The sequence below is a fragment of the Pseudomonas soli genome (assembly GCF_021283165.2).
GTDB lineage: Bacteria > Pseudomonadota > Gammaproteobacteria > Pseudomonadales > Pseudomonadaceae > Aquipseudomonas > Aquipseudomonas soli.
Window position 1 is genome coordinate 3,477,531 of the sequence record NZ_CP128543.1, and the last position, 13,546, is coordinate 3,491,076.

The 13,546-nt window shown below is 63.8% G+C and carries 9 protein-coding genes; 5 read left to right on the forward strand and 4 right to left on the reverse strand.

What is annotated here, in order from left to right:
- Positions 1 to 274: 274 nt before the first annotated feature.
- From ccoG to LU688_RS16075, 5 genes are all read left to right on the forward strand, one after another.
- Positions 275 to 1,681: a cytochrome c oxidase accessory protein CcoG gene (gene ccoG / locus LU688_RS16055; protein ID WP_232888198.1), complete on the forward strand. Its 1,407-nt coding sequence runs from the start codon at positions 275 to 277 to the stop codon at positions 1,679 to 1,681.
- A 39-nt stretch (positions 1,682 to 1,720) separates the two neighbouring features.
- Positions 1,721 to 3,130 carry a GntR family transcriptional regulator MpaR gene (mapR, locus tag LU688_RS16060; RefSeq protein WP_038706298.1) on the forward strand — a complete coding sequence of 470 codons (1,410 nt, stop codon included), beginning with the start codon at positions 1,721 to 1,723 and terminating at the stop codon, positions 3,128 to 3,130.
- A 61-nt stretch (positions 3,131 to 3,191) separates the two neighbouring features.
- Positions 3,192 to 5,258 (forward strand): ATP-binding protein, encoded by a 2,067-nt coding sequence (locus LU688_RS16065; protein ID WP_094011978.1) that lies wholly within the window; start codon positions 3,192 to 3,194, stop codon positions 5,256 to 5,258.
- A 42-nt stretch (positions 5,259 to 5,300) separates the two neighbouring features.
- On the forward strand, positions 5,301 to 7,397 hold the full coding sequence (locus LU688_RS16070) for a hybrid sensor histidine kinase/response regulator (RefSeq protein ID WP_052062212.1): 2,097 nt from the start codon (positions 5,301 to 5,303) through the stop codon (positions 7,395 to 7,397).
- Positions 7,366 to 9,462, forward strand: a complete 2,097-nt coding sequence (locus tag LU688_RS16075) for a hybrid sensor histidine kinase/response regulator (RefSeq protein WP_094011977.1) — start codon at positions 7,366 to 7,368, stop codon at positions 9,460 to 9,462. Before LU688_RS16070 ends, LU688_RS16075 begins: the two co-directional genes overlap by 32 nt.
- A gap of 9 nt (positions 9,463 to 9,471) precedes the next feature.
- Here the strand turns inward: LU688_RS16075 and LU688_RS16080 are convergent, their stop codons facing one another.
- The 4 genes from LU688_RS16080 to LU688_RS16095 form a co-directional block, all read right to left on the reverse strand.
- Positions 9,472 to 10,218 carry an SDR family oxidoreductase gene (locus LU688_RS16080; RefSeq protein WP_023629480.1) on the reverse strand — a complete coding sequence of 249 codons (747 nt, stop codon included), beginning with the start codon at positions 10,216 to 10,218 and terminating at the stop codon, positions 9,472 to 9,474.
- 95 nt (positions 10,219 to 10,313) lie between these two features.
- A complete protein-coding gene (locus LU688_RS16085; RefSeq protein ID WP_023629481.1) occupies positions 10,314 to 11,849 on the reverse strand; it encodes a DHA2 family efflux MFS transporter permease subunit in 1,536 nt (511 codons plus the stop codon).
- Positions 11,846 to 13,039: an HlyD family secretion protein gene (locus LU688_RS16090; RefSeq protein ID WP_038706299.1), complete on the reverse strand. Its 1,194-nt coding sequence runs from the start codon at positions 13,037 to 13,039 to the stop codon at positions 11,846 to 11,848. The genes LU688_RS16085 and LU688_RS16090 overlap by 4 nt, the downstream gene beginning before the upstream one ends.
- Positions 13,040 to 13,069: 30 nt before the next feature.
- Positions 13,070 to 13,543 (reverse strand): MarR family winged helix-turn-helix transcriptional regulator, encoded by a 474-nt coding sequence (locus LU688_RS16095; RefSeq protein WP_038706300.1) that lies wholly within the window; start codon positions 13,541 to 13,543, stop codon positions 13,070 to 13,072.
- Between the last annotated feature and the right edge of the window lie 3 nt (positions 13,544 to 13,546).

Consider the following 13,546-nt stretch of genomic DNA (forward strand, 5'->3'; position numbering starts at 1 on the left):
CATGACAGACCGGTACGCAGGCGCAGAGGCAACACCTTACCGCATTGCGGCGATGCGGGCCGCTTCTCGCGCCCACATCCAAAGCCGTATCCACAAAGGTGCGGTGGATAGCCGCAGGCATCTGCCATCCAGTACGCCATACCCCGAAATACAAGGCCTCAACAAATAAACCTGCCATCTGATATGGTTTTTATCGCGATACCTGGGCCTGTGCTGAAAACAGATCGCGGGCCATAGTGCCCTGGCCTGATCGAGGCCTGATGAGCGACGAACCATGAGCGACAGAATCCCCTTCCGAGTCATCGAGGTTGCCCCCACCACGCACAAGAGCAAAAGCCAGGTGGCCGGTGGCATCCATACACGCAGTTTCACTGGCTTCTACCGCAACCTGCGGATCGCCTTCGCCGGCTTGCTGTTCGTACTGTTCTTCGGCACTGCCTGGTTGCAATGGGGCGACCGCCAGGCCGTGCTCTGGGACCTGGCCGACAGCAAGTTCCATATCTTCGGCGCGACCTTCTGGCCGCAGGACTTCATCCTGCTGTCGGCGCTGCTGATCATCTGCGCCTTCGGCCTGTTCGCCATCACCGTGTTTGCCGGCCGCGTGTGGTGCGGCTACAGCTGCCCGCAAAGCACCTGGACCTGGCTGTTCATGTGGTGCGAGAAAATCGCCGAGGGCGACCGCAACCAACGCATCAAGCTGGCTGCCGCGCCCTGGGGCGTGGAGAAGATCGCCCGCCGCGCTCTCAAGCACGGCCTGTGGCTGGCCATTGGCGTGCTGACCGGGCTGACCTTTGTCGGCTACTTCACGCCGATCCGCCCGCTGGCTGCCGAACTGTTCACCTTCGAGCTGGGTGGCGTGGCCTTGTTCTGGGTGCTGTTCTTCACCGCCGCCACCTACCTCAACGCCGGCTGGCTGCGCGAGGCGGTATGCATGCACATGTGCCCCTATGCGCGGTTCCAGAGCGTGATGTTCGACAAGGACACCCTGGCGGTGGCCTACGACCCCAGCCGCGGCGAAGCCCGTGGCCCGCGCAAGAAAGGCAGCGATGCGCGCAGCCAGGGCCTGGGCGACTGCATCGACTGCACCCTGTGCGTGCAGGTATGCCCCACCGGCATCGACATCCGCGAAGGCCTGCAGATGGCCTGCATCGGCTGCGCCGCCTGCATCGACGCCTGCGACGGGGTGATGGACAAGATGGGCTATGCCCGTGGCCTGATCGGCTACAAGTCCGAGCACAACCTGCAAGGCGGCAAGACCCACTGGCTGCGCCCTCGCCTGCTAGGCTACGCCGCCGCGCTGACGGTGATGATCGGCGCCCTGGTGTTGGCCCTGCAGATGCGCCCGATGGTGTCGATGGACGTGATCAAGGACCGTGGCCTGTTCCGCGAGAACGCCCTGGGCCAGATCGAGAACATCTACCTGCTCAAGATCATCAACAAGACCCAGGAACCGCAGCACTATCGCCTGCGCCTGGTGGACGCCGACGGCTTCGAGCTGCATGGCCGTACTGAGTTCACCCTGGCCTCCGGCGAGATGAGCGAGCTGCCGGTGTCGGTGGCGATGCTGGCTGATCGCCCGACCAGCAGCTCCCAGGAACTGACCTTCGAGATCCAGGACAGCGACCAGCCGGGGATCCGCAGCACCGCGCGCAGCCGTTTCGTCGCACCGATGAATCGCTGATCCCTTACACTGATCATCACCTTGCCTGCCAAAGCCATAATGAAACGCTACGAACGATTTGCCGACGACATTGCCGAACTGATCCGCTCCGGGGTGCTAGGCCCCGGCCAGCGGGTGCCTTCGGTGCGCTACGCCAGCCAGACCCACGGGGTCAGCCCGTCCACCGTGTTCCAGGCCTATTACCTGCTGGAGCGCCGCGGACTGATCCGTGCCCGGCCGCGTTCCGGATACTTCGTCAACGCCCATGCGCCGCGGCCGTTCTGCGAGCCGCAGCCCCAGGCGCCGGCCAGCGAGTCCACCGATGTCGATGTGAGCGGCCTGGTGTTCTCGATCCTCGACTCGATCAAGGACCCGCACACCGTGCCGTTCGGCTCGGCCTTCCCCAGCCCGAGCCTGTTCCCGTTGCAGCGCCTGTCCCGTTCGCTGGCCAGCGCCAGCCGGGCCATGGACCCGCGCATGGTGGTGACCGACCTGTCGCCGGGCAACCCGCAACTGCGCCGACAGATCGCCCTGCGCTACATGGTTGGCGGGCTGATGCTGCCCATGGAAGAGCTGCTGATCACCAACGGCGCGCTGGAAGCGTTGAACCTGTGCCTGCAGGCCGTGACCCAGCCTGGCGACCTGGTAGCCATCGAGGCACCGGCCTTCTATGCCTGCCTACAGGTGCTCGAACGCCTCAAGCTCAAGGCGGTGGAAATCCCAGTGCACCCGCGCGAGGGCATGGACCTCGGCGTGCTGGCCCAGACCCTCGACAAACACCCGGTCAAGGCCGTGTGGTGCATGACCAACTTCCAGAACCCGGTGGGCGCGAGCATGCCGGAGGCCAAGAAGCAGGAACTGGTCGAATTGCTCAAACGCCACCAGGTACCGCTGATCGAGGACGATGTCTATGCCGAGCTGTACTACTCGCAGCAGGCGCCAAAGCCGGCCAAGGCCTTCGATACCGAAGGCCTGGTGATGCACTGCGGGTCGTTCGCCAAGAGCCTGGCCCCGGGCTATCGCATTGGGTGGGTGGCGGCCGGGCGCTTTGCGCAGAAAATCGAGCGGCTCAAGCTGATGACCTCCCTGTGCGCCTCGATGCCGGCCCAGGCGGCGATCGCCGACTACCTGCAACACGGCGGCTACGACCGCCACCTGCGCAAGCTGCGCTACGCGCTGGAGGGCCAACAGGCCAACATGCTCGCCGCCATCGCCCGTCACTTCCCGGCGCAGACCCGGGTCAGCCAGCCCTCTGGCGGCTACTTCCTGTGGCTGGAGCTGCCCGAGCAGATGGACGCGTTGAAGCTGTTCCACATGGCGTTGGCCCAGGGCATCAGCATCGCGCCAGGGCCGATCTTCTCGCCCACCCGGCGCTTCGGCAACTGTATCCGCCTGAACTATGGCAGCCCCTGGGGCGATGGCGCGGAACAGGCCATGGAAACCTTGGGACGAATCGTGCGTTCGTTCTGATGCATGGCAGGTAAAGGTCGGCCCGGTTATAGTTTCGCCACTAGCCGACCGGTACCTGCCCATGGCCAATACTCCAGCCCCCTCCATCGAACGCTTGAGCGCACGCATCGCCGAGCTCGAGGCGCAAGTTGCGCGCAATGAGCTCGAATTAAACTGCTTTGCATTGCTGCGCAGCCATATGGCCGAGGGTTTCTGCGTGCTGGAGCTGCTTGACGGGCCAGAGGGGCCGCTGAGTAACTATCGCTACATCCTCAGCAACGATGCCTGCCTCCAGCACACCGCACATGCCAAGCAGATGGGGCAGACGGTGCGTGAACTCCTCCCCAGCGAAGCCGACGCCTGGGTAGCACGCTTCGCCGAAGTCGTGCGTACCGGCAAACCGGCCTGCTTCGAGCAGCGCTTGAACGCCACCGACCGTCTGCTGTCCATCGCTGCCCATCGCCTAGGCCCGGCCACCGACCGCCGGGTGGCGGTGCTGTTTACCGGCGCCCCGGCCAGCGAACGGGTCACGAATGCCATGCTTGACCGCGCCCGCAAGAGCGCTGACGAAGCGCGTGTAAACAACAAGCTTCTGGGAGAGCTGGTCGACCACAGCTTGGCCAACGTATTTGCTGCCGACTGCAACCAGCGCCTGATCGCCATCAACCGGACAGCATGCGAAACCTTCGAGCGTCTGCATGGCTTCATCCCCAAGGTGGGCGATTCCATTTCGCAGATCCTGGCGGCAACGCCTGACCTCCTGCCAAGCCTCGAGCCGGTGTGGCCGAGAGTGCGGGCGGGCGAGCCATTCACTCATGTCATCACCGTCGGCCCCGCTGAAGCGCAGCGACACTACGATATGCGCTACAACCCCTTGCGCGACGCCGAGGGACGGATTCAGGGCGGCTACCTCTTCGCCTATGACATCTCATCGCGGGTAAAGGAGCAGGAACGCCTGCAACTGACAGAAGAAGCCTTGCGCCAATCGCAGAAAATGGAAGCTATTGGCCAACTTACCGGGGGCATCGCCCACGATTTCAACAATCTCCTGGGGGGCATCCTGGCCGCCCTCGAGATCGCCGACAAACGACTCAGACACGGTCATAGCCGCGACTGTCGGCACATGCTCGGCATCGTCCAGCAGAACGCCACGCGTGCCAGCACGCTGGTCCAACGCCTGCTGGCATTCGCCCGCCAGCAGACGCTGACGCCACAGGCCGTGGACGTGCACCTTCTGATGGCGGGCATGCACGACCTGATCAACAGCACCCTCGATGCGAACATCACATTTGTCGATGCGACGCTGGCCGGGCAGTGGGCAGTGCGTGTGGATCCCCCGCAACTGGAAAACGCCTTGTTGAACCTGTGTATCAACGCCCGGGATGCCATGTCCAGAGGCGGCACCTTGCGTATCAGTTGCCAGAACAATCCACTCGGCTCACCCGAGGCCGCTGCCTTGCAGCTCGCTCCAGGCGACTACCTTCAGATCGTGGTGGAAGATACGGGCTGCGGCATGCCCGCCGAGGTTGCCTCCCGCGCCATCGAGCCGTTCTTCACCACCAAGCCACTTGGCCAGGGTACTGGCCTGGGCTTGTCCATGGCATATGGACTGATGCGCCAGTCCGGTGGACAGTTGAGTATCCACAGCACTCCCCAAGGCGGCACACGCATCAGCCTGTACCTGCCACGGGAACAGAGTTCCACGTTACCGCTCGCACACTTGGACCCTCACCGAGCGATAGAGTCTGCATGTAATACTGGCCTCGACATTCTGCTGGTCGAAGACCAGCAGACCCTGCTCATGGTAATCCGTGAGGTATTGGAAGAACGGGGGCATCGGGTTCGCGTCTTCGACGAAGGCGTTGGCGCCGTACAGGCCCTTGGCCAGGCCCCCAGCCCCGCATTGTTGATAGTCGATCTCGGATTGCCAGGTAGCGTCGATGGCTACCAGGTCGCCAACGCTTATCGTGCCGGTAACGCGCACATGCCCGTGTTGTTCATCATCGGCTACGACGGGGAGTTGGATAAGGACCGGTGGACGCAATCCGATCACACCCTCCTGCTGCGCAAACCCTTTGAGTTGGCGTTGCTGATGGCACGGGTCGACCAGTTGCTCAGCGGTACCCGCCAAGCTCCTGACACACTCTGACGCAAAGCCGCCACGGCGCCCCCCCTATCACTGGAAGCCCTCATGCCCTCGCGCGAACTGCAGTCCCTTCGCCAACAGATGGAAGTCCTTCGTCAGCGCAACACCGAGTTGGAAACACAATGGGCCCGCCATCAACAGGATGATCAAGACCTGTTCCGCTTTCTCTTCGACACGATGGACGAAGGTTTCTGTGTCATCGAGTTCTTCGATGGGCCTCACGGTCCGCTCAGCGACTACGTGCATGTGCTGGCGAATGCGGCCTATACCCGCCACGCAGGCATTGCCGACGTAACCGGGCAGAAACTGCGGGAAATGGTGCCCGACGAAGCCGATGACTGGATCGCCCGTTATGGCCCCGTGCTGCGCACCGGGAAGCCCTTGCAGTTCGAGCAGGAATTGGTGGCAACGGGGCGGGTGCTGTCGGTGACCACCTTCCGCATCGAGCCGGCCGAACGCCGGCAAGTGGCGGTACTGTTCAAGGACGTCACCGAGCGTTACCGCGCCGAAACGGCGCTGCAACAACTCAACGAGCATCTCGAACAACGCGTGGCTGCCGCCCTCGCTGAACGCAGCTTGTTTGCCGAGCTGGTGGAGAACAGCGTTGCGCGGGTACAGGTGGTGGACACCTCGATGACATTCCTCGCGGTAAACAAACGCGCGGTCAGGGACTTCGAGTATCTGTTCAACCATACGCTCAAGGCAGGCGATAGCCTGATCGACTGCCTGGCAGACTTCCCCACCGAGCTTGACCGCTGCATGGCGCTGTGGCGCAGAGCACTGGCAGGTGAAAGCTTCACTGAAGTGATCGCTTACGAAAAAAATGGCCGCCTTGGCCATTTCGAGTCGCGTTTCACGCCACTGCGCGACGGCGCCGGGGTAATAACCGGCGCTTATTTGTTCGTCTACGACATCACCCGCCGGGTCAACGAGCAGCAACAACTGCTGGAGGCTGAAAAGGCCTTGCGCCAGGCCCAGAAGATGGAGGCAGTTGGCCAGCTTACCGGTGGCATCGCCCATGACTTCAACAACCTGCTGGCGGGGATACTCGGCGCTCAGGAGCTGATGCGCCAACGTGTGCAGCAAGCACGCCATGATGATATCCCGGCCTTGCTGGACAGCGCCTGCAGTTCAGCTCATCGGGCCGCCACGCTGGTTCAGCGGCTGCTGGCTTTTTCCAGACAACAGACCCTGCAGCCCCAGATGATCCGGCTCCGTACCCTGGTCGAGGGCATGCAGGAGTTGATCAGTCGCAGTGTCGGCCCGGCCATTGAAGTGAGCTGCCATTTCGAGCATGACAAGGGGCTGAGCTTTGTCGACCCGCCACAATTGGAGAGCGCGCTGCTCAACCTGTGCATCAACGCCCGCGATGCCATGCCCAGTGGCGGGCGCATCGATATCGATTGCCGCCGGGTGCAGATTACAGATGATACTGCCCAGACGTTGAATTTGCCGGCGGGTCGTTATCTGTGCCTGGCGGTAGAGGACAATGGCCAAGGCATGTCTGCAGAGGTGGCGGCACGTGCGGTCGAACCGTTTTTCACCACCAAGCCGTCAGAGCGCAACACCGGGCTTGGGCTGTCCATGGTCTACGGCTTCGTCCGCCAGTCCGGTGGCCAATTGCAGATCCGCTCGGCGCCTGGTGAAGGGACATGCATACGCCTTTACCTGCCTTGGAAACCCGGGAGCGAACGCCCGCCCTTGGCGGCAATCGAGCCTGCTGCCCGCACTCCCGCCTCCGGGCGACGCATAACCTTGGTAGAAGACCATGAACCACTGCGCGCGATAATCACTGAAGTACTCGAAGACCTCGGCCATTGCATCGACAGCTACCCAAACGGCCCTGCAGCCCTCGAGGCGAACGGCCAGCCCGAGTTGTTGATCACCGATATCGGCCTGCCCGGCGGCCTTGATGGACGACAGGTAGCCGAGGCGTTTCGCCTGCGCCTGCCTGAGGTACCTGTGCTTTTCATCACCGGTTACGATGCGAATGCCGTATTGAATGAGCGGCCCATGCCTTCTGGGGCTCGAGTACTGACCAAACCCTTCACGCTCGAAGCGCTGGTCGAACAGGTAGAGCAATTGCTGTCGATGACAAGGAGCCCCGTCGATGACTGTGTGCCCGCGAAGCGAGAATCCTGAGGATGTGCATGAGCTGCGGCAGGCCCTCAGCGAAGAGCGCCAGCGCAACATGCGCATGGCACAAGAGCTGGAGCGATTGCAGGCGCGGGTGCAGGAGGCCGAACGCTACCGGTTCCTGTTCGAGGCCATGGAGGAAGGTTTCTGCATCATCCAGTTCATCCCCGGCGCCGACGGCCAATGGAACGACTACCTGCACCTGATGGCCAATCCCGCCTATTGCCGCCATGCAGGTTTGTCCGATGTAGTGGGGCGCACCTTGCGCGAAGTCATCCCCGACGAGGCCGAAATCTGGCTGGAACGCTTCGGTGAAGTGGAACGCACCGGCGATCCCATCTACTTCGAACACGATCTGTACGCCACTGACCGCTGCCTTGGGTTGGCGGCGATTCGGGTCGAGCCCGCCGAACATCATCAAGTCGCGGTGATCTTTCGCGATGTGACGGCGCGCAAGCGCGCCGAAACGGCCTTGCACAAGCTCAATACGCAACTTGAACGGCGCATCGAGCAGGCAGTAGCCGAGCGCAAGATTTTCGCCGACCTGATCGATGCCAGCGTCGCCTGCGTGCAAGTGGTGGACAGGCACATGCGTTGGCTGGCCGTCAACGCCGCCACTCGCGTCGAATTCCAGCGGATTTTCGCTTTCGAGCCCGAAATCGGTGCGCCACTGATGGCCGAATTCTCAGCCGCAACGAGCGACTGCCAACGCTCTCTGGCGCTATGGCGCAAGGCGTTGTCCGGAGAAACCTTCATCGAAATCGACGCGTTCGGTGAAGGTGCCGCGCGCCGTCACTATGAAATGCGTTTCGCGCCCTTGCACGATAACGATGGCCAACCAGTGGGCGCTTACCTGTTCGCCTACGACATTACCGAGCGGGTCCAGGAGCAACAACGCCTGGCGCAAGCCGAACAAGCGTTGCGCCAGGCGCAGAAAATGGAGGCCGTGGGCCAGCTGACCGGCGGTGTGGCGCACGACTTCAACAACCTGCTCGGCGGCATTCTTGGGGCACTGGAACTGGCTGACCAGCGCGTGCAACAACAACGTCACGATGCCCTGCCGCTGCTGCTGGGCAACGCCAAGGACGCCGCGCTGCGAGCCGCCTCGCTGGTTCACCGACTGCTGGCGTTCTCCCGCCAACAGATTCTGCAGCCCAAGCCTACCGCTGTGGCGGCACTGGTCGAGGGCATGCGCGAACTGATTGCGCGCACTGTCGGGCCGCATATCGACCTGTCTTGTCAGAACGATGACGAACTTTGGACAGTGCGCATAGATCCGCCGCAGTTGGAGAGCGCGCTGCTCAATCTGTGCATCAATGCCCGCGACGCCATCAGCGGCAATGGCGCGGTGCGCATCGCCTGCAGCAACGTCGAACTGGACGAGCAGGATGCCGCCATCCTGGATCTGGGCGCCGGGCAGTACGTGCGCATCAGCGTCGACGACAATGGGCGCGGCATGGAGAAGCCCGTGCTGGCACGGGCCATGGATCCTTTCTTCACCACTAAGCCGCTTGGCCAGGGCACCGGCCTTGGGCTTTCGATGATCTTCGGTTTCGTACGTCAGTCCGGGGGCCAGCTAAAAATAGCCTCGATACCTGGGCAAGGCACCAGCATATCCATGTTTCTGCCTCGCCACCACGGCGCGGCGCAGTGCCTGCGAGGCAAGACTACAGGGTGCGTGGTCGCACCTCAGACACAGGGCAGTGCGCGCAACGTCGCGGTGGTTGAAGATGAGCTGGCCATGCGCAAGGTGATGGGCGAAGTCCTCGAGGAGATGGGCCATGAGGTGCGTATGTTCAAGGATGGCCCCGAAGCCGTGGCAGGCCTGCAGGCAAGCAAGGCGCCAGACTTGCTGGTGACTGACGTCGGCCTACCCGGCGGCCTCAATGGCCGCCAGGTGGCCGGCCTGCTGCGCCAGCGCTACCCAGGCTTAAAAGTACTGTTTGTCACGGGCTACGACGAAACGGCTGCGCTGGGCGATGGCGGCCTCGAGACAGGCATGAGCGTGCTGACCAAGCCGTTTTCCTTGCAGCAACTGGCAGAGCAGGTCGATTGCCTGCTGCAGGAGTGAGGAGCGGTTCTAGCGCCCGCCGCCCAGGTCGATGAAACTCCCTGTCGAATAGGAGGCCTTGTCCGACAGCAGCCACATAATCGCCTCGGCCACTTCCTCGGGCTTGCCGCCACGCCCCATCGGCAGGCCGGCTTCAAGCTTGCCGACCCGGTCCGGATCGCCACTCAGTGCATGGAAGCCGGTATGGATGTACCCAGGCCGCACACCGTTGACGCGCACGCCCTCGCCCGCCACTTCCTTGGCCAGGCCAAGGGTGAAGGTATCCAGCGCACCCTTTGACGCGGCGTAGTCGACATACTCATTGGGCGAGCCAAGGCGCGCGGCCACCGACGACACATTGACGATCGCCCCACCCTGCCCGCCATGGCGCCGGGCCATGCGCAGCAAGGCATGCTTGGCGCACAGCATCGGCCCGACCACGTTGGTCTTCATCACCTTGAGCAGACGAAACTCGGACATGTCCTCCACCCGGCTCTGCTGGCCGATGGTCCCGGCGTTGTTGACCAGCGCGGTGACAGGCCCGAGTTGCTGGTCGACACAGTGGAACAGCCGCACCACTTCGTCTTCGACACTGGCGTCGGCGCGCACGGCAATAGCCTCGGCCCCCAACGCGCGGACCTGCGCCAGTATCTTCTCGGCGGCCTGGTCATCGGCGTGGTAGTTGATGCATATGTGGTAACCCTGTTGCGCCGCCAACAGCGCGGTGGCGGCGCCTATGCCCCGGCTGGCGCCGGTGATGACGATGACCTTGTCCATGAGCCTGCCAAGTAGTCCCGAAAGGACCTACAAGATTAGGGGAAATACCACCATTTGAAAACGGCAGGCTTATCGGACCTTTCCACAGGTTGGACTCAGTGCCCTGCCGACGCCGGCGCGGCCTTGGCCGTGAACGGTGGCTTGGCCAGCCACACCAGCAGGATCAAACCGGCGAACACCCAGGTCAGCAAGGTGAAGTAGTCCACCGTCGACATCATGTACGCCTGGCTGTTGAGGATCTGTTCAAGCTTCGCGTAGTTCTGCGGGCTGGCCCCGCCCAGTTGTTCCAGGGTCTGGCGGGTGGCCGGCTCGAAGGTGCTGATGTGCTCGCTGAGGTAGGCATGGTGCTGGTCGGCCCGGCGGATCCAGATCCAGGTGGTCAGCGACGCGGCGAAACTGCCGCCCAGGGTACGCAGGAACGTCGCCAGCCCCGATCCGTCGGCGATCTGGTGCGGTGGCAGGTCCGACAGCAGGATGCTCAGGGTCGGCATGAAGAACAGCGCCACGCCGATACCCATGAACAGCTGCACCAGGGCGATGTGCAGGAAGTCCACCTCGTTGGTGAAGCCGGCGCGCATGTAGCAGCTGGTGCCGATCGCCAGGAAGGCGATGCCGGCCAGCAGGCGCAGGTCGAACCGGTGCGCGTACTTGCCCACGAACGGCGACATCAGCACCGGCAACAAGCCGATCGGCGCCACTGCCAGGCCCGCCCAGGTGGCGGTGTAGCCCATCTGGGTCTGCAGCCATTGCGGCAGGATCAGGTTGATCCCGAAGAACCCTGCGTAGCCACCCACCAGCACCAAGGTGCCGATGCGGAAGTTGCGGTGCACGAACAGGCGCAGGTTGACCACCGGGTGGCGATCGGTCAGCTCCCAGATGACGAACACCGCCAGGAATACCACCGAGACCAGCGTGCCGATGACGATGAACGACGACTCGAACCAGTCCAGGTCGTTGCCCTTGTCCAGCACCACCTGCAAGGCGCCGACGCCGACGATCAGGGTCAGCAGGCCGATGTAGTCCATGGGCTGGCGGCTGGTGACCACCGGGCGCGTGCGCATCTGCTGGCGCACCACGGCGGCGGCGAACAGGCCGATCGGCACGTTGATGAAGAAGATCCACGGCCAGCTGTAGCTGTCGGTGATCCAGCCGCCGAGGATCGGCCCGGCAATCGGCGCGACCACCGTGACCATCGCCAGCAACGCCAGGGCCATGCCCCGTTTCGCCGGTGGATATACGGCAATCAGCAGGGTCTGGGTCATCGGGTACAGTGGGCCGGCCACCACGCCTTGGAGCACACGGAAGAACACCAGCTCGGGCATCGACTGGGCGATACCGCACAGGAACGACGCCAGCACGAACAGCAGCGTGGCCCAGATGAACAGCTTCACTTCGCCGAAGCGCCGGCTCAGCCAGCCGGTCAGCGGCAGGGCGATGGCATTGCTCACCGCAAACGAGGTAATCACCCAGGTGCCCTGCTCCGAGCTCACGCCGAGGTTGCCGGAGATGGTCGGCAGTGCCACGTTGGCGATGGTGGTGTCGAGCACCTGCATGAACGTCGCCAGGGACAGCCCGATCGTGGTCAGCAGCAGGCTCGGCGGGGTGAACTGCGCGGGGGCCGCCTGGCTCATCGCTGGGCCGTCTTGCCGGTGGCGCTATTCTCGTGGATCAGCCGGGCGATCAGGTCATCGGCCTCGACCAGCTGGCGGTCGTACACCTCGGTGGTATAGCTGGCCTGCTGCGGCGGTTGCTGGGCCAGGGCCGGACCACTCTGGTCGTGCAGGTCGACTTCGGCGACGGTGGACAGGCCGATCCGCAGCGGGTGGCTTTTCAGCTGCTCAGGGGCCAGATGGATGCGTACCGGTACCCGCTGGACGATCTTGATCCAGTTGCCGGTGGCGTTCTGCGCCGGCAACAGGGCAAAGGCGCTGCCGGTGCCGGCGCCGAGGCTGTCGACGGTGCCGGAGTAGGTCACTTCGCTGCCGTACAGGTCGGCGGTGATTTCCACCGGCTGGCCGATGCGCATGTCGCGCAGCTGGGTTTCCTTGAAGTTGGCGTCGACCCACACCTCGTCCAGAGGGATCACCGCCATGGTCGCGGTACCCGGCTGCAGGCGCTGGCCCAGTTGCACGGTGCGCTTGGCGACATAGCCGGTGACCGGCGCCACCAGCGTGGTGCGGGCATGGTCCAGGTAGGCCTGGCGCAGGTCGGCGGCGGCGGCCATCACTTCCGGGTGCGACGAGACCACCGTGTCGTCGACCAGCGCGGAGCTGGTGTTGAGTTGCTGGCGGGCACTGTTGACGGCGGCCTGGGCCACGGTCAGGTCATCACGGGAGTGGGCGACTTCCTCGGCGGCGATGGCGCCACTGTCGGCCAGCACCTTGCGTCGGTTGTAGTCCTGCTGGGCCTTCTGCAGCTCGGCCTGGCGGGTCTGCAACTGAGCCTTGAGCGAATCGACATTGCTGTACAGCCCGCGCACCTGGCGCACGGTGCGCGCCAGCTTGGCTTCGGCGGCCTGCAGGGCAACCTCGCTGTCGGCCGGGTCGAAGCGCAGCAGCACCTGGCCGGCATGCACCAGGTCGCCGTCGTCGGCGCCGATGCTGGTGACAGTGCCGCTCACCAGCGGAGTGATTTCCACGACGTTGCCGTTGACGTAGGCATCGTCGGTGCTTTCGTGCCAGCGCCCGACCAGGCTGTACCAGGCCCAGGTGCCGGCACCGGCGAGGATCAGGATCAACAACAAAGCGAGCAGCCAGGCCTTGCGCTTGCCCGAGTTGTCAGGCTCAGGGGCCGGGGTGGAGGTGTCAACGGGAGTGGCCATGACAATACCTTGGAAAATGCGTGACTGGGATCAACGGTCGCCGAAACGGCGAATCGTCAGGGGGTCGCCGGCGCTGAGCAGGACCTTGGCAAGCAGTTGCTCGAGGGTCTTGAGCTCCTCGGGCTGCAGTACGCCGACTAGTTCGTTCATTGCCGCCGCGCCGACCTGGGGCAGGCGGTCGGCCAGACGCTGGCCGTCGGCGGTCAGGGCCAGGCGCACCTGGCGGCGGTCGTCGGGGCAGCGGTTGCGCAGGATCAGGCCCTTCTGCTCGAGGCGGTCGAGCATGCGGGTCATCGAACCGCTGTCCAGGCCCAGGTAGCGGCACAGTTCGGCGGGGGTGTCGACCTGGTACTGGGTGACGATGATCAGCACCTTGAACTGGGCGGCCGTGACGCCGTCGGCTTCGAGGTGCCAGTCGAGGATGCGGTCCTTGAGCAGCGCGGCGCGGCCGAGCAGCATGCCGATGGCGCAGGTCTGGAAGTTTTCCGGGGTGAAATGGGACATCGG

Bases quoted from the DNA above. Each gene is read 5' to 3' on its own strand.
- ccoG (WP_232888198.1), top strand. From the start codon at position 275: ATGAGCGACAGAATCCCCTTCCGAGTCATCGAGGTTGCCCCCACCACG.
- mapR (WP_038706298.1), top strand. From the start codon at position 1,721: ATGAAACGCTACGAACGATTTGCCGACGACATTGCCGAACTGATCCGC.
- LU688_RS16065 (WP_094011978.1), top strand. From the start codon at position 3,192: ATGGCCAATACTCCAGCCCCCTCCATCGAACGCTTGAGCGCACGCATC.
- LU688_RS16070 (WP_052062212.1), top strand. From the start codon at position 5,301: ATGCCCTCGCGCGAACTGCAGTCCCTTCGCCAACAGATGGAAGTCCTT.
- LU688_RS16075 (WP_094011977.1), top strand. From the start codon at position 7,366: ATGACTGTGTGCCCGCGAAGCGAGAATCCTGAGGATGTGCATGAGCTG.
- LU688_RS16080 (WP_023629480.1), bottom strand. From the start codon at position 10,218: ATGGACAAGGTCATCGTCATCACCGGCGCCAGCCGGGGCATAGGCGCC.
- LU688_RS16085 (WP_023629481.1), bottom strand. From the start codon at position 11,849: ATGAGCCAGGCGGCCCCCGCGCAGTTCACCCCGCCGAGCCTGCTGCTG.
- LU688_RS16090 (WP_038706299.1), bottom strand. From the start codon at position 13,039: ATGGCCACTCCCGTTGACACCTCCACCCCGGCCCCTGAGCCTGACAAC.
- LU688_RS16095 (WP_038706300.1), bottom strand. From the start codon at position 13,543: ATGTCCCATTTCACCCCGGAAAACTTCCAGACCTGCGCCATCGGCATG.